The organism is Sodalis sp. RH22, assembly GCF_047324165.1.
Taxonomy (GTDB): Bacteria; Pseudomonadota; Gammaproteobacteria; order Enterobacterales; family Enterobacteriaceae; genus Acerihabitans.
The window spans coordinates 2,919,493-2,945,373 of record NZ_CP178731.1 but is presented as its reverse complement, the minus strand read 5'-3'; the positions used below and the strand labels follow the sequence as shown (position 1 = coordinate 2,945,373).

Sequence of the window (25,881 nt, the reverse complement as noted above, 5' to 3'; positions counted from 1 at the left end):
ACTATGAGTATTACCCAATTTTCCGCTTTCCGATACTACTAATATTTGTAGGGTTATCGACCGCCGAATCCGCGGCGCACGCCTTGGGGACGCCCGCTACTCCACCAGTTCCAGCCCGGCGATACGCCGCCAGTAGCCGTTGCAGTCCCTGTCGCGCGTCAGCGCCAGGGGCTGCTGTCCCTGCTGGTTGGCCCTAAAACGCTCCAGCATGGCGAGGGTATCCATTCCCTGCGGCGACAGCCGAACCACATCCACCATACCTTGCATGGAGGTCTGTTCGTTAATCAGGTTATAGCAATAGCCGCTTTGGGTCTGGATGCCGTTGAGGACGAATACCCGCTGCTGTTCCTGCGACAAGACCTCGCGCCCCTGCGGATACTTAATGCAGCAGGTTTCACATTCGTCTTTCGGCCGGTTTTCCGAACGCGCGGTAAAACAGCGGGCGGAATAGGCCAGGGGAAGGTGGCCGTAGCTGAACAGTTCCACTTCAAACCCGCCGCGAAAACCGAGCTCGTCGCATTGCGCCAGAATATTGCCCAGCCATTCCCTGGACAGCTCCACCGGCATACACCAGCGCACCATGCCCTGGCGGTGCAGGATGCGCAGGGTATAGGCGTTATAGCAATTCAAGGCGGGACCGGCGACAAACGGCAGCCGGTGTTCCGCCGCGAGGTGCGCCAGGCCGATATCGTTCGCCTCCAGCAGAAACTCGCCGTTGTCCAGATAACGTTTCAGCTCGCTTAATTCCGATGGCGCCTGAATCAGCGCCAGCGTGGAAATCACCACCTGCTTGCCGGCGGACGCCACCGCTTTGGCAAGCGACAGCCAATCGCCGGTTTTCATGGCGCGGCGTTTACTGCAAATGGTCTCGCCCAGATAAATGATATCGGCGCTGCTGTCGCACGCCGCCTGGTAAAAGGCTTCGATATCCGTTTTCGGCCAGTAATAGAGTACCGGCCCCAATGCATATTTCATGTCGGGTCTCCTGTTACTGCCAGCGGCGATGATAGGCGCCAAGCGTGGTTTGCGTTCCTTCGGACACCGCGCCCAGCGCCTCGGTCCATGCGGGCAGCGGCGCAAAATCCTGGGGATTGGCGATACAGCTGTCGATAGCCTGGCGCCAGACCTTGGTCACCTGGCTGACGTAAGCGGGGCTGCGCTGCCGTCCTTCGATTTTCACCGAGGCGATATTGGCCGCCAGCAGTTCGGGAAGCAAAGACAGCGTATTGAGGCTGGTCGGCTCCTCCAGCGTATGATACTTCTGTCCGTCCACGTAATAGCGGCCTTTGCACAACGTCGGGTAGCCGGCGTTTTCGTCCGGGCCGTAGCTGTCGATAAGGACGTTGTTCAGACGCGATTCCATGGCGGAGCCGGTTTGCGTCCAGCGCACGAAACGCGCCGGTGAACAGGCGCCGACGGTATTGGGCGATTCGCCCGTCAGGTAGGAGGAGAGATAGCAGCGCCCCTCCGCCATGATGCACAGGCTGCCGAAGGCGAACACTTCCAGCGGTACCGGGCTGATAAGCGCCAGCTGTTTCACCTGATGCATCGACAGCACGCGCGGCAGCACCACCCGCGCCACGTCAAAATGCTGTTGGTAGAAGCGGATGGCCGCCTCGTTGGTGGCGGACGCCTGCACCGAGACATGGCGTTCAATCTGCGGATAACGCGCGGCGGCGTATTCCAGCATGGCGGGATCCGCCAGGATCAGCGCGTCCGCCCCCGCCTGGGCCGCCATATCCACGGCGCGTTGCCAGCGCGCGTAACCGTCAGGGTGGGCAAATGTATTAATGGCGATATGCAGTTTTCGTCCGTGGCGATGCACGTACTCCTGCGCTTCCTGCAGACGTTTGTCGGTAAAATTCAGGCCGGCGAAATGGCGGGCGTTGGTATCGTCCTTCAGGCCGATATACACCGCGTCGGCGCCGTTATCGACGGCAGCCTTGAGGGCCGGAAGGTTCCCGGCGGGACAGAGCAGCTCCATAAAGCTCCCGAATAGTGTGTTGGCATGGGCGCAGAGCGTGTCATGCCGTAAAGGATCATTAGCCAACGGGTTGTTTTAGCAGCAAATGATGCATAGTCGTTATGGCAATTCTAAATAAGGTTGGCGCGGGAAAGATTGATTTGAGGCAGCTTATGGCGTAATGACAGCATTTAAAGCTGCGACGGCTATGCTTAAATAAGCAATCTTTCTTTATGAATAATTGATGTAGACCCCGACTGGTTTTAACCACTGTGGCAAAATAGGCGCAGATTCGTTTAGAGGAGTAGAAACAGTGTTGGAAAAACTACGAGCACACTTGGTGCGCCGGGGGCCGTCGCTGTTGCGCTTGCCGATCACACTGACGCCGTTCGCGTTGCAGCGTCAGGTGTTGGAACAGGCGCTGCGCTGGCAGTTTCGCGCAGCGCTGGCCGAGGGTGAACTGGCTTTTCTGGAGGGGCGCTGGCTTAGGATCGAGGTCGAGGATATCGCGCTGGTATGGTATATGACCGTCGAAAATGAGCAACTGAAGGTCAGCCGCCAGGCGCGGGCCGATGTCAGCTTCAGCGGCAATGCCAACGATCTGATCCTTATCGCCGCCCGTAAGGAGGACCCCGACACGTTGTTTTTCCAGCGCCGGCTGCGCATCGAAGGCGATACCGAGCTTGGCCTGTACGTGAAAAATCTCATGGATTCGATTGATCTGGCCACCATGCCGCCCTTGCTGCGCGCGGCGCTGATGCAGATTGCCGCCTTTATTCAGGCCGGCTTGCAGGAGGGCGTGGATGCCGAGGGCATCCACGCATCCCAGCCGTGCTGATACGCGTGGAAATACCGGTGGATGCGCCGGGAATCGACAGCCTGCTGCGGCGGGCCTTCGGGCGCGACGCCGAGGCGGAGCTGGTCCATCGCCTGCGTGAGGATGGGCTGCTGACCCTGGGTATCGTGGCCACGGACGACGAAGGCGGGGTTATCGGCTACGCGGCGTTCAGCCCGGTGTGGATTGGCGGCGAGGATTGTCAGTGGGTCGGCCTGGCGCCGCTGGCGGTGGAGGCCGCTTTCCGCCGCCAGGGCATCGCCCGGCAGCTGATCTATGAGGGGCTGGACACCCTTAACGAGTTCGGTTATCGCGCCGTGGTGGTCCTGGGCGCGCCCGACTATTATTCGCGCTTCGGTTTCATTCCCGCCGCGCGTTCACAGCTGCATTGCCGCTGGCCCGGCGCGGAAGCCGCCTTCCAGCTGTTTACCCTGGCGGAGGATGCGCTGGAGGGCGTCAGCGGCCGGGTGGAATACGCCGAGCCGTTTAATCAGCTGGCGCTTTGACGGCCGGCTGCCCGCTATTTCCCGGATAGTCGCCGGTACGCCGTTGCGGCTGCAGGCTCGGCCAGATCGCCTCAAGCGTTGAAGCCTGGCTCGCGACCAGCCGCTCCTTTTGCGCCCGCGTCAGCTGCTTGATGCGATACTCCCATCGCAATGCCCCCCCCCGATCGCCGGCCGGGCAGTGGTAAACCAGAAGCAACGGACCTTTGCCGCGCAGGGCCTTGGCGCCGCTGCCGCGTTGGTGCTGCGCCAGCCGCCGGGCCACATCGGTGGTCACGCCGGTATAGAGGGCGCCGCCGGCGGTGCGAATCAGGTAAATATGCCAGCAAGGGGTCATGGAATTGCGCCTTAAGCAGCCAAACGAAATCTAGTGGGAAATGGCCTCTTGGGCAAAGAGTCCATGGGTAATATTTCCAGAAACAGCTATGATGGTACCTACTTTAACCGTCAGGCGTAAAGGACGATATTAAGCCCTTAATACGCTGTGCAAGGTTTGCAAAAGTTGCGCATAATTAATTGGACATGTAAGAACGCGTGGCGATATGCTGGTTATAACCTTATAAAGGATAAGAGATTATCGTGCGAACGGACGACCCCCTGAAAGCCATCGTAGCTTACCTGAAAAAGCAGCATGTTTTAACGCTTTGCACCGGCGACGCGCAGACCTTATGGTGCGCCAATTGCTTCTATGTGCTGAACGAACCCGATCTGTCGTTATATATGTTAACGGATCATACCACCCGCCACGGCATCCTGCTGGCGGAGAATCAACATGTCGCCGGCACCATCAGCGATCAGACCGTTACCATCAGTCTTATCAAGGGCATACAGTATAGCGGCGAGGTTAATCAGATCACCGGCGACGCGGCCCAGACGGCGCGCAAGCAGTATACCGCGCGCTTCCCGCTGGCCAAGCTCGCGACCTCGCCCATATGGCGTTTGCGTCTGGATGAAATTAAGCTGACCAACAATAAGCTGGGGTTCGGCACCAAGCTGAGCTGGAAGCGCGAAGACGATGAAGCTGATACAGGCCTGGCCAGTCGCCAGGCCTGAGACCCCGGGCGGATGCCCTGGGTTATTTCTTATTGAGAATACGCAGCGATTCCCGGTTAAACGCCGGTAAATCATCCGGTGTGCGGCTGGTTACCAGGGTATCGTTATCAATGACCACTTCTTTATCAAAAAAGTCGGCGCCGGCATTTTTTAAATCTACCGCCACCGCTTTTACCGTGGTCATTTTTTTACCGCGTACCGCATCGGCGCTTATCAGCAACTGCGGGCCATGGCAAATGGCGAAAATCGGTTTGCCGCTTTGCGCGAAGGCCCGCGTGAAATCAACAAAACGGTCGTCGCCGCGCAAGGAATCAGGCGAGTGGCCGCCGGGCAACAACAGGGCGTCGAATTGGTCCACATTGACCTCGTCGATGGACTTATCAATGGTCACCTTGGCCTCGCCGCGCTTGCCGGTGACGGTTTGGCCCGCTTTTTTATCGATGGTGATGACCTGGTGTCCGGCCTGCTGATAGGTCTGGGCCGGCGAGGTAAACTCCGCATCTTCGAATTCATCAGTAATTAAGACTGCGATTTTTTTGCTCATCCTGTCCTCCGTCAGATGAATAATGAACTGTCCTAAGCCTAGTGCCGGATTGGCCCGTCAGCAAGTTTGTTTATTAACTGTATATAATATAATCGGTTAGCGTTAATTGACGGCGGGATATTGGGGTAGGCGCGGGTGCGGGTTATTAAGATAATACTGAGGGATATTTTGCTGAAATATAAATGTCTCTCCCGGCGGCCTTATAAATAATGGCGGGCCGCGGCATTGAACGCGGCCCGGGCATTCATATCAGGATTCAGCCGTTTGGGTATTTTGCCTAAAAGAATTTAACGGGGCGATTTCGACCGAATTCCTGCCGCGTTTTTTTGCCAAATATAGGGCGCCATCGGCAGCGGTAAGCGAAGCTTCTATATCGCTGTCGGCCATAATGGCAATTCCGGCGCTAAGGGTCACGGTGGTGGAAACCTGATCGTTAAATAAATGCGGGATTTTTAAATCCAGCACGGCCTGCCTGACATTTTCAGCACAGGTCAGGGCATATCCGTCATCGACGTCTATCAGCAGTATCAGGAACTCCTCGCCGCCGTAGCGCACCACGATGTCCCGGGAGCGCACCGCATCGCGAATAGCCACCGCTACGGCGACCAAGGCCTTGTCGCCCATGGTGTGGCCGTAATTGTCGTTGTAGGCTTTGAAATGGTCGATATCCAGCAGCAGAATATAATGGCTGGTGGGGCCGTTGCCCGTCAGGTTGCTGAGCTTGTTTTGCAGGCCCCGGCGGTTAAACAGGCCGGTAAGGGGATCTATCATGCTGAGATCGCTGAATTTTTCCCGTTCTTCGCTGAGCCGGTTGACCAGTTCCGCCGTAAAGGCTTCGCTGCGTTTTTGCATCAGGCTGTGCAGCGTAAAGCTTATCAGCGGCAGCGCAATGGTGAACAGCAAGACCAGGATATGGTTGAACTGATCCAGCACGATAACCATCAGCGCCGGCGGCAGGCTGTGCAGGCAAAACGCCACGAAATAATCGGCCAGCGAAATAGCGCTGATGAAAAATACCATCATCAGGCTGAAGAGCAGGAAATTATTCTCAGCGGGCTGAAGCTGGTTATAGCGCACGGCGATATGCCAGGCCCAGAGTAAGCCAATAATAATTGCAAAAACATTCAGTTGATGAGCATAATTTCTCATTTTGTAATTACTCATCATTAAAGTAATTACACAAACGATCGCCACCAGTATGGATGGCGGCGTGGGAGAATGGGTATTATTCAGGGCGGTGGCGACATAAAAAACCGAAAAAGCGATATTAAGCAGCAAAAACAATAGCAACGACAGGCGAAGCTTACTCCTGCGGAGTTCTTCATAGCTGTAGGTATTTATCATGTCTTAACTTTTTAGCCCCGGCTGTCCACTATGGCAATAACAGACGACAAGAATTCTGAATAAACTATGATTATTAATAATTTGGTATCGTTATTATGAAAGTTTGGCTTAGAAAATTAATAGAATAATTTAACAGCTTTACACGTGGCTGTCACTCGCCGATGGAGCGTGATGCGAAAACAGGGGAAAAGAAGCCGTAGAGGCTGGAGGGGCGCAGCGTAGCTGCATGCCTGACCGACGCGACGGACTGACGAAGGGTCAGCGGCGCTGCGGTATCTACCGTGAAAAAACGAGCATGAATATGGTGCGAAGGGAGGGACTTGAACCCTCACGTCCGTAAGGACACTAACACCTGAAGCTAGCGCGTCTACCAATTCCGCCACCATCGCAGGCTATTCATCTCATACTTACACGTAAAACTTTTTATTCAGAACAGGCCGCCTGTACCGGGGTACGGCGTGCTTTCGTTCTGGTTACCGATTGGTGCGAAGGGAGGGACTTGAACCCTCACGTCCGTAAGGACACTAACACCTGAAGCTAGCGCGTCTACCAATTCCGCCACCATCGCGTGCAATCCGGCAACATCTTTTTATGCTAATAACATCGTGGTTGTATTTGGTGCGAAGGGAGGGACTTGAACCCTCACGTCCGAAAGGACACTAACACCTGAAGCTAGCGCGTCTACCAATTCCGCCACCATCGCCCGGCACCGGCAAGGCATAAGCCCTGCCACCACGGAGGCGAATTCTAGAGGTTTTAGCGTCAACGTCAATAATTATTTAAACCAAAGCGGGTATTTAGCGCAAAAAAATAGCCGCCGCCGCATCGGCGCGCGCGGCGGCGGCGGGAGGGTTGCCCGTTAGCCGCGTTTGCCGGCTTTATCTTTATCCTTGCCGCGCGAGACGGTATGGACCGCCTGGAAAACCTTGAAGCGGCCATTTTGCGCCAGCACGGCATGGCTGCCGAAAATGGAATCCAGCAAGGCCGGATAGGGCAAAAACGCATTGGCGACGATGCGCAACTGCCCGCCGATGCGCAAATGGGTTAACGCGCCGCGGATCAGGTTTTCGGCCGCCTGCAGATTGGTATGCATGCCGTCGTGGAACGGCGGGTTGGAAATAATCAGGTCAAAACGTCCCGGCATCGCTGAATACACATCGCTGACGACCACGTTGCCGGTCAGGCCGTTCGCCTCGAGCGTGGCCTGGCTTGCGGCCAGCGCCGGCGCGTGTACATCCCCGAGGGTCAGCTTGATGCCCGGCGAGCGTTTCGCCAGGACGGCGGCCAGGACGCCGGTACCGCAGCCGATGTCGGCCACCTCGCCGCTGAGCGACTGATCAAAGGTGGACAACAGCAGTTGGCTGCCGCTGTCGAGCCCGTCGCGGCTGAATACGCCCGGCAGCGTTTTCACCGTCAACCCGTTGAGCTGATATTCGTTCCAGTAAGACTCGAGGTCGAAGCGCGGCGCTGTTTCCAGCCGGCCGTGATACAGGCCGCAGCGGCGGGCGCTGTCGATTTTCACCAGGGGACAGTAGGGCGCCAGGAACGGCTCGGCGCTGCGTACGCCGCTGCGGTTTTCCCCCACCACGAAGACATCGCTGCCCACCGGCAGCAGCGCGAGGAGGTTGGTGAGCTGGAACTGTGCTTCCGGCTTATTTTTCGGCCAGAAATAGAGTAAAGTATCGCATTCGCGGACAAATTCCGCGTCGGCGACCAGGCCGTACTGCACGGACCCATCGTCCATTTTATCGCGCAGTGCCAGACAGTGGTGATACCAAGCGGTGTGGACACATACGTTTTGGGCGTCCAGTTCCGCCGGCAGGAGATCCTGCACATCGCCGGCGAACAGTACGCGTTTATCTGAAAAAATGTCCTCGTGACGGAGTATGACTTCACTGGCTGGTGTTAATACTGACATGCGACAAAGGCTCCTCATTAATCTGAGCGGGGAGTATAGTGCTTTATTGTCCGATGTTCGATGGACTTTATCGCCTGATGTGCGATGGATTGATATGCAACGACCGCGAATAGGATCAGTATGGCGTCGAGACGAGACTGGCAGTTACAGCAATTGGGCATCACGCAATGGGCGTTGCGACGCCCCGCGTCCCTGCAGGGAGAAGTGGCGGTCGTCCTGCCCGCCGATGTCCGCCTGCTGCTGATAGCCAGCCCCTTGCCGCCCATCGACCATCCCCTGGTGGGCGATGTGGCGCGCAGCCTGGATCTTGCGCCCGGTCAGCTGTATCCGCTCACGCCGGAACAGGTGGCGATGCTGCCGGAAGACACCCGCTGCCATAGCTGGTGGCTCGGGCGCGAGGCGACGCGTCCCCTGTCCGGTGTCTCCCTTTTCACCCCGCCGCTGGCTGAACTGCTGGGCAACGCAGCAGCCAAGCGCGATCTTTGGCGGCAGATTTGTCATCATGAACCAGATTTCCGCGCTGACGGTCTCTGACCTGGCCGCCGCCTGGCATATAGAGCAGGCCAGCCACGCATTCCCCTGGACGGCGAAAACCTTTGCCAGCAACCAGGGCGAGCGTTACCTGAATCTCAAGCTGACCGTGGCGGATACCCTGGCGGCGTTCGCCATCACCCAGACCGTGCTGGACGAGGCGACGCTGTTCAACATTGCCGTGCATCCGGATTTCCAGCGCCGCGGCCTGGGCCGATCGTTGCTGGAACATCTCATCGCCCAATTGGAACAGCGAGATATCCTGACGCTGTGGCTGGAGGTGCGGCAATCCAACCGGCCCGCCATCGCGCTGTACCGGTCCCTTGGCTTTAACGATGTCACGGTGCGCCGTGATTACTACCCGTCCGCCGTCGGGCGCGAGGATGCCATCATCATGGCGCTGCCGCTGGGGTGAACCGCACCGCCGCGCGCCAGTGCGCACACTATCAATGCGCACTTTCTCCATGTAGAATCTAGCACCAGCGATCCAGCCCATAATTTGTATGTACCCATCGAGAAACAGAAGATGAAGAATGCCACTTACGCCGCGGAAGTTGCGGCTCGGCGCACTTTTGCGATTATTTCGCACCCCGACGCCGGTAAAACCACCATCACCGAAAAAGTGCTGTTATTCGGGCACGCCATTCTTACCGCCGGTACGGTAAAGGGCCGCGGCTCAAGCCATCATGCCAAATCCGACTGGATGGAAATGGAAAAGCAGCGCGGCATTTCCATTACCACCTCGGTGATGCAATTCCCTTACCGGGACGCCCTGGTAAACTTGCTCGATACGCCGGGGCATGAAGATTTCTCCGAAGATACGTACCGCACGCTGACGGCGGTGGACTGCTGCCTGATGGTCATCGACTCCGCGAAAGGCGTCGAAGATCGTACCCGTAAACTGATGGAGGTGACGCGCCTGCGCGATACGCCGATCCTGACCTTTATGAACAAGGTCGATCGCGATATCCGCGATCCGACGGAACTGCTCGACGAGGTCGAACACGAGCTGCGCATCGCCTGCGCGCCCATCACCTGGCCCATTGGCTGCGGCAAGCTGTTTAAAGGGGTTTATCATCTCTACAAGGATGAGACCTATCTTTACCAGACCGGTAAAGGCCATACCATCCAGGAAGTGCGCACGGTCAAGGGGTTGCATAATCCGGATCTTGACGCGGCCATCGGCGAGGATCTGGCGGCGCAGCTGCGCGAGGAGCTGGAGCTGGTGCAGGGCGCCTCGCACGAGTTCGAAGAGCAGGCTTTCCTGCGCGGCGAGCTGACCCCGGTGTTTTTCGGCACCGCCTTGGGCAACTTTGGCGTCGATCATATGCTGGACGGCCTGGTTGAATGGGCGCCGCCGCCGATGCCGCGCAAGACCAATACCCGCGTCGTCACCGCCGATGAAGAAAAATTTACCGGCTTTGTGTTTAAGATCCAGGCGAATATGGACCCGAAACACCGTGACCGCGTGGCGTTTATGCGCGTGGTGTCGGGACGCTATGAAACCGGCATGAAGCTGCGCCAGGTCCGCACGGGCAAGGATGTGGTGATTGCCGATGCGCTGACGTTCATGGCCGGCGACCGCTCGCATATCGAAGAGGCGTATCCCGGCGATATCATCGGCCTGCACAACCACGGCACCATCCAGATTGGCGATACCTTCACCCAGGGCGAGGACATGAAGTTTACCGGCATCCCCAACTTCGCGCCGGAAATGTTCCGCCGTATCCGCCTGCGCGACCCGCTCAAGCAAAAGCAATTGCTGAAAGGGCTGGTCCAGCTGTCGGAAGAGGGCGCGGTTCAGGTATTCCGCCCGCTGACCAACAACGACCTGATTGTCGGCGCGGTCGGGGTGTTGCAGTTTGAAGTGGTGGTGGCCCGCCTGAAAAGCGAATACAACGTCGAGGCGCTGTATGAGTCGGTCAATGTGTCCACCGCCCGCTGGGTCGAATGCGCCGATGTGAAAAAACTCGAGGAGTTCAAGCGCAAGAACGAACTGAACCTGGCCCTGGACGGCGGCGATAACCTTTCTTATATTGCTCCGAGCATGGTTAACCTCAACCTGACCCAGGAACGCTATCCCGACATCCATTTCCACAAAACCCGCGAGCATTGATCCTCCCGGCGCGGGTTTTTCGCCCGTCCCCGCGCGCCCGCCTTTTTTAGCCGCGGCGTGGGGACGGAATCCACCGCCTTTCCTGTCGCGCCGCGCCTTGCGGCCGGAATGGTTATGTCCGCGCCGGGGTGCGGAATGTTCCTAAATCCTTGCTTAATCATTGGATTTAAGCTTTTTTTCCCGGATAACAATGCAATTTGTTATTTCTAGTCTATAGTTAAATTGTCTCTGACGGAGCGGTTAAATAAGCTAATAAAACCGTGCAAATCAGTATGATACGCTGCTCTTTATCACGAGAGCGGTATTTCTGCATTTTTGGATGCTTCCCCAGCCGAACGCGGGAGGCAGTTAGACCGGCCGCTATTTGTGGCGAAAACACCCTGATTCGGGTGGCAAGTTAAAAAGGAAACATCAATGAATAAGATCACGATGACAAAAACGCTCACGGCTATGGTTTTAGGTTCCATCCTGGCGGCTTCCACCGCGATGGCTAACGATACCATCAAGACAGAGGCGAACAGCACCGGCGCCAAAATCGATAATACGATGAAGACCGCCTCAAACTATATGGGCGACAGCGCGGTAACCGCCAAGGTGAAAAGCGCGTTGGTCGGCGATAAAGGTATCAACAGCACCGACATTTCCGTGGTGACCAATAACGGCGTAGTGACCCTGAGCGGCTTTGTGACCAACCAGGCCCAGGCTGAACGCGCCGTTACCGCCGCCAAATCCGTTGAAGGCGTGACCTCGGTCAGCGACAAGCTGCACGTGAAGGAAACGACCAACGCTTCGGTGAAAACCTATGCCGGCGACACGGCGATTACCAGCGAAGTGAAAGCCAAGCTGCTTGCCGATAGCATCGTCCCGTCCCGCAACGTGAAAGTGGAAACGTCCGACGGCATCGTGCAACTGAGCGGCCACGTTAAAAATGCCCGTGAAGCCTCGCGCGCCGAAAGCGTCGCCAAAGCAGTTGACGGCGTGAAAAGTGTCAAAAACGATCTTAAGTACTAATCTCTAAAGAACCAACGGTCAATGTCGCTTTGCGTTGCCGGTGCGCAGCGCAGGGCGATACCGTGTACGGCAAAACCAATAGTATTAAGCCGGTCCGGGGCGTTTAACGTCCGTGTTTCCCGGTAACACGAGAATTGTATTTCCATCATTTGGGTAAGGAGAAGCTTATGTTTCGTTGGGGCATTATTTTTCTGGTCATTGCCTTGATTGCGGCAGCATTAGGGTTCGGTGGTTTGGCAGGCACGGCGGCATGGGCGGCTAAAATCGTCTTCGTCGTGGGTATTATCCTGTTCCTGATAAGCCTGTTTACCGGCCGTCGCCGTATGTAGCCTTATCAGCGGGCCCCCGGTCCGTTAAGCAGTAACCGATAGATAGGGTTATTATCCGGAGAGGGAGTCAATACGCATCATGTTGACGACCTCTCCGGAGCGTTTTTCAGGTCCCCGCGCACCACCCCTCCCAGCCGTTAATCCGTGGTTCCCTTTCCTCTCCGCGCACGTGCTAAAGATGCTACTATTTACTTTTTCTCCTCCCTTTTGGGTGCGCCAGGCACGCGCAGGTAATACGCCATGATAAATCCGGTCTTTATCGATACCCATTGCCATTTTGATTTTGCCCCCTTCAGCGGTCACGAAACCGACAGCCTCGCCCTGGCCGCCGCGGCCGGCGTGCAGCGCATTATCGTGCCGGCGGTGGAGGCGGAGCGCTTTGCCGCCGTGCTGGCATTGGCCGACGCCCATGAGGCGCTGTATGCCGCCCTGGGCCTGCACCCCATCGCCATCACCCGCCATGATGACGCCGGGCTGTCGGCCCTGGCGCATCATTTGCGCCGGCCTCATCCACGACTGGTGGCGGTGGGGGAAATCGGCCTGGACAATTATATGGCGGAGCCCATGATGCCGCGCCAGGAAGCGTTATTGGCGGCCCAACTCCAGTTAGCCGGCCGCCATGATCTGCCGGTGATCCTGCATTCCCGGCGCACCCACGATCGCCTGGCGCAGATTTTGCGGCGCCATGATTTACCGCGCACCGGGGTGGTGCACGGGTTCGCCGGCAGCTACGAGCAGGCGGTGGCGTTTACCAAATTGGGTTATTATATCGGCGTCGGCGGCACCATTACCTATGAGCGCGCCAATAAAACACGCCAGGTAATGGCCAGGCTGCCCCTGGACCGCTTGCTGCTGGAAACCGACGCGCCCGATATGCCGGTGTCCGGCTTTCAGGGGCAGGCCAATCGTCCCGAACGCCTGCGCGTGACCTTTGCGTCGTTATGCGCGCTCAGGCCGGAGCCGCCGGAGCAGATTGCCGAAATAATATACCGCAATACCCTGGATTTATTCGGTTTGCCCTGTCAATAGCAAAATTTTCCGGCTGATAATCGGGATCGCACGCATAAATCTCAATCCTTAAGCAGCTTATTATCGTCGATTGTGGAAAAATAGAGCCAGCGCGTAAGGCAGGATGCGTTTACCCTGCGTCTTTGATTCAGGCTTATGCGGTGAGAGGGATCTTTAACGCCCGGAAATCAGCATGGTTCCGGGTCTTTCTTCATGGAACCAAGTCCGCTCGCCAACGTTACGGCGCGTTATAGCGATAGCCATGACGCCCCTTTTACAGATTCGGTTGCTACGTCGCCACACCGAAAAGTTGGAGAGTATTATGATTGATTTAACCGTTGCGGCCCGCCGTGCGTTGGGTCTGATGGATCTTACCACCCTGAATGATGACGATACCGCCGACAGCGTCGTCAGCCTGTGCCGACAGGCGAAAAGCCCGGCCGGCAATACCGCCGCCGTTTGCATCTACCCCCGCTTTATTCCCATCGCCAGACGCGCCTTGCAGCGCCAGGGCACGCCGGACATTCGGATTGCCACGGTCGCCAATTTCCCCCATGGCGATGACGATGCCGCCATTGCGCTGGCGGAAACACGCGCTTCGGTAGCCTACGGCGCGGATGAAGTCGATGTGGTGTTTCCCTACCGGGCGCTGATGGCCGGCAATGAACAACTGGGATTTGATCTGGTCGCCGGCTGCAAGGCGCTGTGCGCCGACAGCGGCGTGCTGCTGAAGGTGATCCTGGAAACCGGCGAGCTGCGCCGTCCGGAGCTTATCCGGCGCGCCGCCGAAATCGCCATCGACGCCGGCGCTGATTTTATTAAAACCTCCACCGGCAAGGTGCCGGTCAATGCCACGCTTTCAAGCGTTGAAATCATGCTGTCGGTTATCCATGACAAAGGCGTCGGCGCGCACGTGGGCGTAAAACCGGCGGGCGGCGTGCGCACCGCGGCGGAAGCGGCGGCCTACCTGGCGCTGGCGGACCGGATCATGGGGCCGCTGTGGGCTGACGCCCGGCATTTCCGCTTCGGCGCATCAAGCCTGCTGGCCAGCCTGCTCACCGTATTGGGCCAGGATATGCAGGTCACGGATAACGGTTATTGATCCCCTGATTGAGCATTGGAGAAGGCAATGACAAACCCGCCCGTTTCCGGGCGATAGCCATTTTTGTTTTGCAGGGGGTAACCGTGTTCCTGGCACAAGAAATTATTCGTAAAAAACGCGACGGCGAGCCGCTGAGTGAAGAAGAGATTCGGTTTTTCATCAATGGGGTCCGCGATAATACGGTTTCGGAAGGGCAGATCGCCGCCCTGGCGATGACCGTTTTTTTCCGCGACATGGATATTCGGGAACGGGTGGCGCTGACGCTGGCGATGCGCGACTCGGGCCATGTGCTTAACTGGCAGAACAGCGCCCTGGGCGGGCCGGTGCTGGATAAGCATTCGACCGGCGGCGTGGGTGATGTCACCTCGCTGATGCTGGGGCCGATGATTGCCGCCTGCGGCGGCTACGTGCCGATGGTTTCCGGCCGCGGACTGGGCCATACCGGCGGCACGCTCGATAAGCTCGAATCGATCCCGGGGCTGAATATTTTCCCTGACGATCAGGCGTTCCGCGCGATGATAAAACAGGTCGGCGTGGCGATCATCGGCCAGACCAACTCCCTGGCGCCGGCGGATAAACGGTTTTACGCCGTCCGCGACATCACGGCCACGGTGGATTCCATTGCGCTGATTACCGCCTCGATATTGGCCAAAAAACTGGCCGAGGGCCTGGATGCGCTGGTGATGGATGTGAAAGTCGGATCCGGGGCGTTGATGCCCGATTACCCGCAGTCCGAAGCGCTGGCGCGCGCTATCGTCGGCGTCGCCAACGGCGCCGGGTGCAAGACCACGGCGCTGTTGACCGATATGAACCAGGTCCTGGCGTCCAGCGCCGGCAATGCCCTGGAAGTGCGCGAGGCGGTGCGCTTCCTTACCGGCGAACAGCGTAATCCCAGACTGTATGAGGTCACCATGGCCTTGTGCAGCGAAATGATGGTGTCGTCGGGATTGGCGGCCACCGAACCGCTGGCGATGGCGCGGCTGCAGCAGGTACTGGACAACGGGGAAGCGGCGGAGCGTTTTGGCCGCATGATCGCGGCACAGGGCGGTCCGCATGATTTTATCAGCCGTTATGAGCACTATTTGCCCAAAGCCACGCTGAGCAAGCCGGTGCTCGCCGAACAAGCGGGTTTTATCGGCGCCATGGACACCCGCGCCCTGGGCCTGGCCGTGGTGGCTATGGGCGGCGGGCGCCGGCGCGCCGGCGATGCCATCGACTATAGCGTCGGTTTAACCGACATGGCGCGCCTGGGCGATGCGGTGCAGCCCGGACAGCCGCTGGCGAATATCCACGCCGCCAGCGAAGCCGGCTGGATGCAGGCGGCGGAGACGGTGCGCGCGGCCATTACCCTCACGCCGCAGCCGCCTGAAGCCCTGCCGGTGATTTACCGGCGTATCGCGGCGGATGACTGACTGCGTGGGGACGCTTCCGGCGACGATATCGTTCGCCGGGATACATGCGATTTTTTCTGATCCGCCGGGCCGGGGCCCTTATCCGGCGGGCGGATCAATCAGTTGGAGAAGACAATGAAACGTACCTATATCATGGTGCTCGACTCGTTCGGCATCGGCGCCGCCGCGGATGCGGAAAAATTCGGCGACAGCGGCTCGGATACCCTGGGCCATATTGCTGAACGATGCCAGCGCGGCGAGGCCAACCAGGGCCGCAGCGGACCGCTGCGGCTGCCCAACCTGTCGCGCCTGGGACTGGGAAAGGCCGCCGAGGAATCCACCGGGCATTTTCCCCCGGGGCTTGACCGCGACGCGGACATTATCGGCGCCTATGCCTACGCCAGCGAAATCTCCTCAGGGAAGGATACCCCGTCCGGACATTGGGAAATTGCCGGGGTACCGGTGATGTTTGACTGGGGCTATTTCCCCGATCCCCAGAACAGCTTCCCGCAGGAACTGCTGGACCGGCTGGTCGCCGATGCCGGGCTGCCGGGATATCTGGGCAACTGTCACTCTTCCGGCACGGTGATCCTGGATCAACTGGGCGAGGAGCATATGCGTACCGGCAAGCCGATTTTCTATACCTCCGCCGATTCGGTTTTCCAGATAGCCTGTCATGAAGAACGGTTCGGCCTGCAACGTTTGTACGACCTCTGCGAGCTGGCCCGGGAGATGCTGACCGCCGGCGGCTACAATATCGGCCGGGTGATCGCCCGGCCGTTTACCGGCGATAAAAGCGGTCATTTCCAGCGCACCGGCAACCGCCATGATCTGGCGGTGGAGCCGCCCTCCGCCACGGTATTGCAAAAGCTGGTGGAAGAAAAGGGCGGGCAGGTGGTGTCGGTGGGCAAGATCGCCGATATCTACGCCCAGGTGGGCATCACTAAAAAAATCAAGGCCACCGGCCTGGATGCGCTGTTCGACGCTACTTTGCGTGAAATGGAACTCGCGGGCGATAACACCATCGTCTTTACCAACTTTGTCGATTTTGATTCATCCTATGGCCACCGCCGCGACGTGGCCGGCTATGCGGCGGCGCTGGAGCTGTTCGACCGCCGCCTGCCGGAACTGCTCGCGCGGGTGACCGGCGAGGATATGATCATTCTGACCGCCGATCACGGCTGCGATCCCACCTGGCGCGGCACCGATCATACCCGCGAGCACGTGCCGGTGTTACTCTACGGCCCCGCCATCCGGCCGGGGTCCTATGGGCACCGCCGGACCTTCGCCGATATCGGCCAGACGGTGGCGGATTATTTTGGCCTGACACCCATGGATTATGGTAAATCCATCCTCCAGGCATGAAGGTAGTCAGGATTTTGCCTGTCCCGGCGCGGGCCGGGACAACGTTATTTTTTATTATTGAGTATAAGGAAAACCAACATGGCGACGCCGCATATTAACGCTGAACGAGGTGATTTTGCCGATGTGGTCCTGATGCCCGGCGATCCGCTGCGGGCGCAGCACATCGCCAATAACTTTCTCACGCAACCGCGCGAAGTTAATAACGTCCGCGGCATGCTGGGTTATACCGGCAGCTACAAAGGCCGGGCCATTTCAGTTATGGGTCACGGCATGGGCATCCCGTCCTGCTCCATTTACACCAAGGAGCTGATTACCGAGTTCGGGGTTGAACAGATCATCCGGGTCGGGTCCTGCGGCGCGCTGCGCGGCGATGTCAATGTGCGCGACGTGGTGATCGGCATGGGCGCCTGCACCGATTCCAAGGTTAACCGCATGCGTTTTAAGGATCATGACTTTGCGGCCATTGCCGATTATGACCTGCTGCGCCACGCGGTGGACGCGGCCAAGGCGGCGGGGGTCAATGTGCGCGTCGGCAATCTGTTCTCGGCGGATCTGTTTTACACCCCCGATCCGCAGATGTTCGACGTCATGGAAAAATACGGCGTCCTGGGCGTGGAAATGGAAGCCGCCGGTATCTACGGCGTGGCCGCGGAATTCGGCGCCAGGGCGCTGGCCATCTGCACCGTGTCCGACCATATCCGTACCGGCGAGGCCTTAAGCGCGGCGGATCGCCAGACCACGTTTAACGAGATGATCGAAATCGCGCTGGAGTCGGTGCTGCGCGGCGACGCGGCATAAAGACCACGCGGCCGGCGGCAAGGCGTCAACGCGCTGTTCCGCCGGTCAAGACGCGCAGGTTGGCAACGGCGCAAGGCGTGCCTGATGCGCGCGCTTAGTCGGTTTTGGTCCGCGCAGGATCATCGGGCGTGGCCGCAGCCGGGGCCGGCGCGTCGTTTTCGTCCCCTTTGCGTTCCGCCAACGGCGTGCTGGCGGTCAGCAGGTACGGGGACTGCTGCCAGCGGCTGCGGCGGTTTTGCAGCAGGGTGCGGGCCAGGATAATACCGATGGCCAGCGCCAGCAGAATCATCAGGCGCAGCAGGTTGGTGGTGTTATCCACCTGTTTGGCTTCGGTTTCCAGCACATGGGTATCAAGGGTCAGGCGGATAAAACCGCTGGGCCCGTCCTTATCGATAATGGTACGCACCAGCTGATGGTTAAAATAGCTGCCGGCGCGCTGGTGTTCGATAGCCAGCCGGTCGCGCACGCTAATGGTCTCCCCGGCGCGGGCTATCAGGCTCCCGTCCATGCTGTATACGCTGGCATCCAGGATACGGCTGCCCTTGGTCAGCGTATCCAGTATCGACTGGATGGGGGCATTGTTTTCCTCGCTGTCGGCCATCAGCGGCGCCAGTTGCCCCGCCAGCTGTCCTATCAGGGTGCCGGCCAGCTCATCCACCTGCGCCGAGCGGGCCATTTGATGGCTCAGGCTGAACCAGGACGCGCCCTGCATCAGGAAGACCAGCAGCGTCACGCAGATAAGCACGATGGCGGTGCGGTGTAAACGAAACGAGTGTCTGGCCCGGAGCATGGGATTCCTTTACTATTCTGAACGCTTTATGTTGCCAGAAGCGTCGACGATAGGATAGCTTGATGCGCGATGTTTTATCATGACGGTTATCCATGACTACAGGAGTGATTGATGCCTATTAGTTTGACGTACTGCGATCTCCCCGCCGGGATTTCACAGTGGCCGGGTCTCCCGTTATCATTAAGCGGCGACGAGGTCATGCCGCTGGATTACCGGGCCGGTCATACCGGCTGGCTGCTGTACGGCAAGGCGTTGGATAAATTTTCCCTTACCCGTTTCCAGCGTCGCCTGGGCGCGGCGATGGTTATCGTCTCCGCCTGGCATGTTGAAGACTACCAGGTGGTCAGGCTGGCCGGTCCGCTGACCGGGCTGGCCGCGCAGCTGGCCGCGGAGATGGAGCTGGATGTCGCGCCGTTTGGCAAAACGCCGCATCTGCATGCCCCCGGACTGCTGGTCATGGACATGGATTCCACCGCCATCCAGATAGAATGCATTGATGAAATCGCCAAACTGGCGGGCACGGGCGAGGAAGTCGCCGCCGTTACCGAACGCGCCATGCGCGGCGAGCTGGATTTCGCCGCCAGCCTGCGCCAGCGCGTGGCGACCCTTAAGGGCGCCGACGCCGATATCCTGCGCCAGGTGCGGGACAGTTTACCGTTGACGCCGGGCCTGGGCTCCCTGGTGACCAAATTGCAAAGCCTGGGCTGGCAGATAGCCATCGCTTCCGGCGGATTTACCTATTTCGCCGACTACCTGCGCGACCGGTTTCACCTGGTCGCCGTGGCGGCCAATGAACTGGGCATCCGCGACGGTAAGTTCACCGGCGAGGTGGTGGGGCCCATCGTCGATGCCGCCTATAAAGCCCGCATGCTGACCACCCTGGCGGAGCGGCTGGAAATCCCGCTGCACCAGACGGTGGCCATCGGCGACGGCGCCAATGACCTGTTGATGCTACAATCTGCGGGCCTGGGTATCGCATATCATGCCAAGCCCAAGGTGAATAAGCAGAGTAAGGTCATTATCCGCCATGCGGATCTGCTGGGCGTGCTGTGTATCCTGACCGGCAATCTTAAGAATGAAGAGCGCTAGGCGGCCGCCATGTGTTCCCTAGGCGGGTCTTCATTGTTTTCTCATTTCCGAGGTCATTGTGGCTAAAGCGGCGAAACGGGCATTTGTCTGTAATGAATGCGGGGCGGAATATCCGCGCTGGCAGGGCCAGTGCAGCGCCTGTGAAGCCTGGAATACCATCACCGAGGTCCGGGTGGCGTCTACCCCCGCCGCCGTGCGTAACGACCGCTTCAGCGGCTATTCCGGCGAAGCCGGCGTCAGCCGGGTGCGCAGGCTGGCGGATATCAGTCCCGAGGAACTGCCCCGTTTTTCCACGGGGTTCAAGGAGTTCGACCGGGTGCTGGGCGGCGGCGTGGTGCCGGGCAGCGCCATTTTGATCGGCGGCAGCCCCGGCGCCGGTAAAAGCACCCTGCTGCTGCAAACCCTGTGTAAATTGTCCGAACAGATGAAAACGCTGTATGTCACCGGCGAGGAGTCGTTGCAGCAGGTCGCCATGCGCGCGCACCGGCTGGCGCTGCCCACGGGCGGCCTGAACATGCTCTCGGAGACCAGTATCGAGCAAATTTGCCTGATTGCCGCCGAGGAAAAGCCGCGCCTGATGGTGATCGATTCCATCCAGGTGATGCATATGGCGGACATCCAGTCGTCGCCGGGCAGCGTTTCGCAGGTGCGGGAAACCGCCGCCTACCTGACCCGGTTCGCCAAAACCCAGGGCGTGGCGATCCTGATGGTCGGCCACGTGACCAAGGATGGCTCCCTGGCCGGCCCCAAGGTACTGGAACACTGCATCGACTGTTCCATCATGCTCGACGGTGATTCGGACTCCCGTTTCCGTACCCTGCGCAGCCATAAAAACCGCTTTGGGGCGGTGAACGAGCTGGGGGTGTTCGCCATGACCGAACAGGGGTTGCGGGAAGTCAGCAATCCGTCGGCCATTTTTCTCAGCCGCGGCGAGGAGATGACGCCCGGCAGCAGCGTGATGGTGGTTTGGGAAGGCACCCGTCCCCTGCTGGTGGAAATCCAGGCGCTGGTGGATCACTCCATGCTGGCCAATCCACGCCGGGTGGCGGTGGGCCTGGAGCAAAACCGTCTGGCGATCCTGCTGGCGGTGCTGCATCGCCACGGCGGCTTGCAAATGGCCGATCAGGATGTCTTTGTCAATGTGGTCGGCGGCGTCAAGGTGACGGAAACCAGCGCCGACCTGGCGCTGATGCTGGCGATGGTGTCCAGCCTGCGCGATCGTCCGTTGCCGCGGGATTTGGTGGTATTTGGCGAAGTGGGGCTGGCCGGCGAGATCCGCCCGGTGCCCAGCGGCCAGGAGCGCATTGCGGAGGCGGCCAAGCACGGTTTTCGCCGCGCCATCGTGCCCTTTGCCAATGTGCCGAAAAAAGCGCAGGACAATATGCAGATTTTTGGCGTGAAAAAGCTGGCCGACGCGCTGGACATCCTTGCCGAGCTTGAATGACCGGCGCGTTTACCGGCTGACGCCATGCGGATTTTTGCTTAAGCCATCAGAGGGAGGCGTATGTCGTCATTCGATTACCTGAAGAGTGCGATTAAACAACAGGGATGTACCCTACAGCAGGTCGCCGAGGCCAGCGGCATGACCAAAGGCTACCTCAGCCAGTTGCTGAACGCCAAAATCAAAAGCCCCAGCGCGCAGAAGCTGGAGGCCATCCACCGTTTCCTCGGGCTGGAGTTTCCGCGGCGGGAAAGGAAAATCGGCGTTATTTTCGGCAAGTTCTATCCCCTGCATACCGGCCATATCTACCTGATCCAGCGGGCGTGCAGCCAGGTGGACGAGCTGCACGTGATCCTCGGCTACGACGAGCCGCGCGATCGCAAATTATTTGAAGACAGCGCCATGTCGCAGCAGCCCACCGTCAGCGACAGGCTGCGCTGGCTGCTGCAAACCTTTAAATACCAGAAGAATATCCATATCCACGCCTTTAACGAGCAAGGCATGGAGCCTTATCCGCACGGCTGGGATGTCTGGAGCCGCGGCATTACCTCCTTTATGAAAGAGAAGGGCATCGCGCCGGGGTTTATCTATTCAAGCGAAGCGCGGGATGTTTCGCGCTACCGCGAGCATTTGGGCATCGAGACCATACTGGTCGACCCCAACCGGTCGTTTATGTCGATCAGCGGCGAGCAAATCCGCCAGGATCCGTTCCGTTATTGGGAATATATCCCGACCGAGGTCAAGCCGTTCTTTGTCCGCACCGTGGCGTTAATCGGCGGCGAGTCCAGCGGTAAATCCACCATGGTCAATAAACTGGCCAATATCTTTAATACCAGCAGCGCCTGGGAGTACGGCCGTGAATACATCTTCTCCCATTTGGGCGGCGATGAAATGGCGCTGCAGTATTCCGACTACGACAAGATCGCCCTGGGCCAGGCGCAATATATCGACTTCGCGGTGAAATACGCCAATAAAGTGGCGTTTATCGACACGGATTTCGTTACCAGCCAGGCGTTTTGCAAACGCTACCATGGCCGCGAGCACCCCTTTGTTCAGGCGATGATTGACGAGTACCGTTTTGATTTGGTTATTTTATTAAAGAATAATACGCCCTGGGTGGCCGACGGGTTGCGCAGCCTGGGCAATCCGGTGGATCGCGACGGTTTCCAGCGGCTGCTGGAGGACCTGCTGAACGCGAATAATATTCCCTTTGTGCGCATCGACGCGCCGGACTACGACCAGCGCTTTTTGCAATGCATCGATCTGGTGCGGGACCTGCTGGGGCAACGGTAAGCCTGGCGCCAGCCGCAAGCTAAACCCCCGCAAAGGTTGCCTGCGTCAATGAAGAAAAAATTCGCCGGTCCAGGGCGCCTCATTGGCATGAGGCGCCCATCGCTGGCGCTATCAGGACATTTTTTTATATTTAATCCGGTGCGGCTGTAGCGCTTCCGCGCCCAGCGTGCGTTTTTTCCACTCTTCGTATTCGGTAAAGTTGCCTTCAAAGAATTCGATCTTGCCTTCATCCTGATAGTCAATGATATGGGTGGCGATGCGGTCGAGGAACCAGCGGTCATGGGAGATCACCATGGCGCAGCCGGGGAACTCCAGCAGGGCGTTTTCCAGCGCGCGCAGGGTTTCCACATCCAGGTCATTGGTCGGTTCATCGAGCAGCAGCATATTGCCGCCCACCTGCAGCAGTTTGGCCAGATGCAGCCGCCCGCGCTCGCCGCCGGACAGTTCGCCGACGCGTTTGCCCTGATCGACGCCCTTGAAGTTAAAACGGCCGACATAAGCGCGGCTCGGCATTTCAAAATTGCCGATGCGCATAATATCCTGGCCGCCGGACACTTCTTCCCAGACGGTTTTACTGTTATCCATGCTATCGCGGAACTGGTCAACCGAGGCCAGTTGCACCGTATCGCCCAGCGTTACCGTACCGCTGTCCGCCTGTTCCTTGCCGGACAGGATACGGAACAGGGTCGACTTGCCGGCGCCGTTCGGGCCGATAATGCCGACGATCGCCCCTTTGGGGATCGAGAACGACAGGTTGTCTATCAGCAGCCGGTCGCCATAGGATTTCCTGAGGTTTTCCACCTCCAGCACTTTGTCGCCCAGGCGCGGTCCGGGTGGAATAAACAGCTCGCTGGTCTCGTTGCGCTTTTGGTATTCCACATTGTTAAGCTCTTCAAAGCGCGCCAGACGGGCCTTGCCTTTGGACTGGCGTCCCTTGGGATTCTGGCGCACCCATTCCAGTTCCTTCTCGATGGATTTGCGCCGCGCCGTTTCCGATGAGGCTTCCAGCGCCAGGCGCTGATCTTTTTGCTCCAGCCAGGAAGAATAGTTGCCTTCCCAGGGAATGCCCTCGCCGCGGTCCAGTTCCAGGATCCAGCCGGCCACGTTATCCAGGAAATAGCGGTCATGGGTAATGGCCACCACGGTGCCTTCGTAATCCAGCAGGAACCGCTCCAGCCAGGCGACCGACTCCGCATCCAGATGGTTGGTCGGCTCATCAAGCAGCAGCATGTCCGGTTTTTCCAGCAGCAGGCGGCAAATCGCCACGCGGCGGCGTTCCCCGCCCGACAGGGTGGCTATCTTCGCATCCCAGGGCGGCAGGCGCAGCGCATCGGCGGCGCGTTCCAGCTGGTTCTCCAGGTTATGGCCGTCATGGGCCTGGATAATGGCTTCCAGTTCGCCCTGTTCCCTGGCGAGCTTATCGAAATCCGCATCCGGTTCGGCATAGGCGGCATAGACCGCGTCCAGGCGCGTCAGCGCCTGTTTGACTTCCCCAACCGCCTCTTCAATCGCCTCGCGCACGGTTTGCTCTAAATTCAGCTGCGGCTCCTGGGACAGATAACCGATTTTGATACCCGCCTGCGGCCGCGCCTCGCCCTCAATTTCCGTGTCGATGCCGGCCATGATGCGCAGCAGGGTGGACTTACCGGCGCCGTTGAGCCCCAGCACGCCGATCTTGGCGCCGGGAAAAAAGCTGAGCGAGATATCTTTCAGGATATGACGTTTCGGCGGCACGATTTTGCCGACGCGATGCATGGTATAGACGTATTGAGCCACGTTGTTAAGAGCCTCTTTCTATCTGGTTTTAGCTATGCCCCGCGGCCTGCGCGGAGCATGTACGGGCAGTGCGCCAAGTGTCGCAATGGATAAGCGCCCAGTTTAGCCCGTTTTCGCATGCGATCCCAGCCATCACCGGACGATGTTGGTATCGTGCGCCGGCAGCGCGGAGGCCCGTATGCGCCGGCGGGTAAAATACAGCACCGTCACCAGCAAAGACAGCAGGCTGGTGACCGCGGGGATAATCACAATAGAGCGATGATAGGCTAACGTGACGCTGTGCTCGCCGTCGGTCAGGGCAACGCCGACCAGCCCGCTGTCCAGCCGGACGGTGTCCCGCCGTTTGCCGTCCACCAGCAGGTAATAGCCGGCATACATAATATAGGGCAGGGTAACGGTTTGCGTCCCCTGCGCCCGTATGATCATCGCCGGATAGCCCTGGCGATAGGTAGTGCCGATAATGGCGGCTGCGGGGTTGGCGAAGAAAGCGAAGTCGTTGATTTTCAGATGATCGAAGTTCTCGGGGCGCACGTTGTGGTTATTGAGGTAATCATCATAAAGAGAGGACGTATCCACATTCAGATAACGTACGCTTAAGGCCTTATGGATAAGAGGATACATCCCCGCGATGCACAGGCAGGCCAGTAGCATGACCAGCGCTTTTTTCCGCGCCATCATCGCCGCCAGCATGCCCGACGCATGCAAAGCGATGATGGCGGTGGCGCAGGACAGCAGCCGCCACGGGAACTGGATTAATTTTAACACCGGCACGCTATCGGGAATTTTATTCCAGGGTATCAAGTGGGTAGTGGCAATGATAAACAATAAAGCTATTAGGATCATTTTCTTCGACGCGCCGGATTTACCCCATTTCAGATAGGCCACGGCGAGCAGCAGCTGGATAACGCCCACCGATAAAAACATGCCCGGTTCGGATACGCCGTAGGTAGAAGACAGCGACAGCAGGGTTTCCGTCAGGCCGCTGCTGAACTTTAACAGGTCGTCGTACTTAAGCAGCTTGCCGCTGGTGGCGAAAATATCTGAATTATGGATATGATAAAACAAAGGCGCCCAATAAAATGCGCTAATCGAGACGACAATGAGAAACGACATCAGAAAAAAAGTTATATTGGCTTTAATAAAAACTGCCCGGGCGTTGAGCAGGCAAAATAAAACAAAAAACACTAAAAGCACCACCATGCTCGGGATATTGGCTAAAAATACGCCTAAGGCGCTAAACGGCAGCAGCCAGATATCCCTGCGATCGCGGATAAGGGAACTGCAACCCCTGATAAACAGCGGCATCAGCGACATGGCCAAACTTTCGCCCAGGGCAAAGCGAACATAGATATTGGTCAGGAAATATCCGGAAGTGATAAATAATATGGCGCAGAGCAACCCGGCCTGGGAAGACGAATGCTCTCGTTTAGCGGCGGAATAGGTCGAAAAAAAGGCAATGATGAAGAGGAGGAAATACACCATTTTCATCTGGCTAATGATATCAGCGGTATTAAATGTCAGCGCTTTCGCCGCCAAAAACAGCAAGGATGTCAACGGCGGATAAAACAGCTGCCATGAGTAGCCGAATTGCCCGGGCGACCAATAATCAAACAAGGGAGGGAACTGATTGTGCGCCAATTCGTTATTCAACGAAATCATTCTCTGGAAATGAGCGATCCAA

General features: G+C 58.3%; 25 protein-coding genes and 3 tRNA genes. 16 read left to right on the top strand and 12 right to left on the bottom strand.

Features of this window, described 5'->3' with window-relative positions; all coding sequences use genetic code 11:
- Positions 1–96: 96 nt before the first annotated feature.
- Positions 97–975 carry a U32 family peptidase gene (locus ACL2XN_RS13460; RefSeq protein WP_413728886.1) on the bottom strand — a complete coding sequence of 293 codons (879 nt, stop codon included), beginning with the start codon at positions 973–975 and terminating at the stop codon, positions 97–99.
- A 13-nt stretch (positions 976–988) separates the two neighbouring features.
- A complete protein-coding gene (gene ubiU, locus ACL2XN_RS13455) occupies positions 989–1,984 on the bottom strand; it encodes a ubiquinone anaerobic biosynthesis protein UbiU (protein WP_410016502.1) in 996 nt (331 codons plus the stop codon).
- Positions 1,985–2,276: 292 nt separating this feature from the next.
- Here ubiU and ubiT point away from each other — a divergent pair, with 292 nt between their 5' ends.
- Positions 2,277–2,801, top strand: a complete 525-nt coding sequence (ubiT, locus tag ACL2XN_RS13450; protein ID WP_413722098.1) for a ubiquinone anaerobic biosynthesis accessory factor UbiT — start codon at positions 2,277–2,279, stop codon at positions 2,799–2,801.
- On the top strand, positions 2,795–3,304 hold the full coding sequence (locus ACL2XN_RS13445; protein ID WP_410016500.1) for a GNAT family N-acetyltransferase: 510 nt from the start codon (positions 2,795–2,797) through the stop codon (positions 3,302–3,304). Before ubiT ends, ACL2XN_RS13445 begins: the two co-directional genes overlap by 7 nt.
- On the opposite strand, the gene ACL2XN_RS13440 is transcribed toward ACL2XN_RS13445, so the two are convergent.
- Positions 3,285–3,638 (bottom strand): GIY-YIG nuclease family protein, encoded by a 354-nt coding sequence (locus ACL2XN_RS13440; RefSeq protein WP_410016499.1) that lies wholly within the window; start codon positions 3,636–3,638, stop codon positions 3,285–3,287. The genes ACL2XN_RS13445 and ACL2XN_RS13440 overlap by 20 nt on opposite strands.
- A gap of 242 nt (positions 3,639–3,880) precedes the next feature.
- Here ACL2XN_RS13440 and ACL2XN_RS13435 point away from each other — a divergent pair, with 242 nt between their 5' ends.
- Positions 3,881–4,354 carry a YhbP family protein gene (locus ACL2XN_RS13435; RefSeq protein ID WP_410016498.1) on the top strand — a complete coding sequence of 158 codons (474 nt, stop codon included), beginning with the start codon at positions 3,881–3,883 and terminating at the stop codon, positions 4,352–4,354.
- 22 nt (positions 4,355–4,376) lie between these two features.
- On the opposite strand, the gene ACL2XN_RS13430 is transcribed toward ACL2XN_RS13435, so the two are convergent.
- From ACL2XN_RS13430 to rsmC, 6 genes are all read right to left on the bottom strand, one after another.
- Positions 4,377–4,898: a type 1 glutamine amidotransferase domain-containing protein gene (locus ACL2XN_RS13430; protein WP_410016497.1), complete on the bottom strand. Its 522-nt coding sequence runs from the start codon at positions 4,896–4,898 to the stop codon at positions 4,377–4,379.
- 249 nt (positions 4,899–5,147) lie between these two features.
- Positions 5,148–6,242, bottom strand: a complete 1,095-nt coding sequence (locus tag ACL2XN_RS13425; protein WP_410016496.1) for a GGDEF domain-containing protein — start codon at positions 6,240–6,242, stop codon at positions 5,148–5,150.
- A 302-nt stretch (positions 6,243–6,544) separates the two neighbouring features.
- Positions 6,545–6,631: transfer RNA gene (locus tag ACL2XN_RS13420), tRNA-Leu, on the bottom strand.
- A 92-nt stretch (positions 6,632–6,723) separates the two neighbouring features.
- Positions 6,724–6,810: transfer RNA gene (locus tag ACL2XN_RS13415), tRNA-Leu, on the bottom strand.
- 48 nt (positions 6,811–6,858) lie between these two features.
- Positions 6,859–6,945: transfer RNA gene (locus tag ACL2XN_RS13410), tRNA-Leu, on the bottom strand.
- 156 nt (positions 6,946–7,101) lie between these two features.
- Positions 7,102–8,160 carry a 16S rRNA (guanine(1207)-N(2))-methyltransferase RsmC gene (gene rsmC, locus ACL2XN_RS13405; protein WP_413728885.1) on the bottom strand — a complete coding sequence of 353 codons (1,059 nt, stop codon included), beginning with the start codon at positions 8,158–8,160 and terminating at the stop codon, positions 7,102–7,104.
- A 120-nt stretch (positions 8,161–8,280) separates the two neighbouring features.
- Here rsmC and ACL2XN_RS13400 point away from each other — a divergent pair, with 120 nt between their 5' ends.
- From ACL2XN_RS13400 to deoD, 10 genes are all read left to right on the top strand, one after another.
- Positions 8,281–8,694, top strand: a complete 414-nt coding sequence (locus ACL2XN_RS13400; protein WP_410016494.1) for a DNA polymerase III subunit psi — start codon at positions 8,281–8,283, stop codon at positions 8,692–8,694.
- A complete protein-coding gene (gene rimI / locus ACL2XN_RS13395; RefSeq protein WP_410016493.1) occupies positions 8,663–9,106 on the top strand; it encodes a ribosomal protein S18-alanine N-acetyltransferase in 444 nt (147 codons plus the stop codon). Before ACL2XN_RS13400 ends, rimI begins: the two co-directional genes overlap by 32 nt.
- A gap of 111 nt (positions 9,107–9,217) precedes the next feature.
- The gene (prfC, locus tag ACL2XN_RS13390) at positions 9,218–10,807 is read left to right on the top strand and encodes a peptide chain release factor 3 (RefSeq protein ID WP_410016492.1); all 1,590 of its coding nucleotides are present in this window, start codon (positions 9,218–9,220) and stop codon (positions 10,805–10,807) included.
- A gap of 414 nt (positions 10,808–11,221) precedes the next feature.
- Positions 11,222–11,818 (top strand): molecular chaperone OsmY, encoded by a 597-nt coding sequence (gene osmY / locus ACL2XN_RS13385; protein WP_410016491.1) that lies wholly within the window; start codon positions 11,222–11,224, stop codon positions 11,816–11,818.
- 167 nt (positions 11,819–11,985) lie between these two features.
- A complete protein-coding gene (locus ACL2XN_RS13380) occupies positions 11,986–12,147 on the top strand; it encodes a DUF1328 domain-containing protein (protein WP_162364050.1) in 162 nt (53 codons plus the stop codon).
- Between the two features lie 240 nt (positions 12,148–12,387).
- Positions 12,388–13,176: a TatD family hydrolase gene (locus ACL2XN_RS13375; RefSeq protein WP_410016490.1), complete on the top strand. Its 789-nt coding sequence runs from the start codon at positions 12,388–12,390 to the stop codon at positions 13,174–13,176.
- Between the two features lie 301 nt (positions 13,177–13,477).
- Positions 13,478–14,257 carry a deoxyribose-phosphate aldolase gene (deoC, locus tag ACL2XN_RS13370; protein ID WP_413722101.1) on the top strand — a complete coding sequence of 260 codons (780 nt, stop codon included), beginning with the start codon at positions 13,478–13,480 and terminating at the stop codon, positions 14,255–14,257.
- Between the two features lie 83 nt (positions 14,258–14,340).
- A complete protein-coding gene (deoA, locus tag ACL2XN_RS13365; RefSeq protein WP_410016630.1) occupies positions 14,341–15,669 on the top strand; it encodes a thymidine phosphorylase in 1,329 nt (442 codons plus the stop codon).
- Positions 15,670–15,783: 114 nt separating this feature from the next.
- Positions 15,784–17,013 carry a phosphopentomutase gene (gene deoB / locus ACL2XN_RS13360; RefSeq protein WP_410016488.1) on the top strand — a complete coding sequence of 410 codons (1,230 nt, stop codon included), beginning with the start codon at positions 15,784–15,786 and terminating at the stop codon, positions 17,011–17,013.
- 78 nt (positions 17,014–17,091) lie between these two features.
- Entirely contained in the window at positions 17,092–17,811 is a 720-nt protein-coding gene (gene deoD, locus ACL2XN_RS13355) for a purine-nucleoside phosphorylase (RefSeq protein ID WP_413722103.1), read from the top strand.
- A 94-nt stretch (positions 17,812–17,905) separates the two neighbouring features.
- Here deoD and ACL2XN_RS13350 read toward each other — a convergent pair whose 3' ends face one another.
- Entirely contained in the window at positions 17,906–18,601 is a 696-nt protein-coding gene (locus tag ACL2XN_RS13350; RefSeq protein WP_413727174.1) for a YtjB family periplasmic protein, read from the bottom strand.
- Positions 18,602–18,712: 111 nt separating this feature from the next.
- On the opposite strand from ACL2XN_RS13350, the gene serB reads away from it, so the two are divergent.
- Genes serB through nadR form a run of 3 tightly spaced genes read left to right on the top strand, consistent with a single transcriptional unit; the run spans position 18,713 to position 22,424 of the window.
- A complete protein-coding gene (gene serB / locus ACL2XN_RS13345; RefSeq protein ID WP_413722104.1) occupies positions 18,713–19,690 on the top strand; it encodes a phosphoserine phosphatase in 978 nt (325 codons plus the stop codon).
- A 58-nt stretch (positions 19,691–19,748) separates the two neighbouring features.
- The gene (gene radA / locus ACL2XN_RS13340) at positions 19,749–21,134 is read left to right on the top strand and encodes a DNA repair protein RadA (protein WP_410016484.1); all 1,386 of its coding nucleotides are present in this window, start codon (positions 19,749–19,751) and stop codon (positions 21,132–21,134) included.
- 60 nt (positions 21,135–21,194) lie between these two features.
- Complete coding sequence (nadR, locus tag ACL2XN_RS13335; protein ID WP_410016483.1) at positions 21,195–22,424, top strand: multifunctional transcriptional regulator/nicotinamide-nucleotide adenylyltransferase/ribosylnicotinamide kinase NadR; 1,230 nt, start codon at positions 21,195–21,197, stop codon at positions 22,422–22,424.
- 111 nt (positions 22,425–22,535) lie between these two features.
- On the opposite strand, the gene ettA is transcribed toward nadR, so the two are convergent.
- Both ettA and ACL2XN_RS13325 read right to left on the bottom strand, forming a co-directional pair.
- Positions 22,536–24,200 (bottom strand): energy-dependent translational throttle protein EttA, encoded by a 1,665-nt coding sequence (gene ettA, locus ACL2XN_RS13330; protein ID WP_410016482.1) that lies wholly within the window; start codon positions 24,198–24,200, stop codon positions 22,536–22,538.
- 132 nt (positions 24,201–24,332) lie between these two features.
- Positions 24,333–25,850: a hypothetical protein gene (locus tag ACL2XN_RS13325; RefSeq protein WP_413728884.1), complete on the bottom strand. Its 1,518-nt coding sequence runs from the start codon at positions 25,848–25,850 to the stop codon at positions 24,333–24,335.
- Positions 25,851–25,881 lie beyond the last annotated feature (31 nt).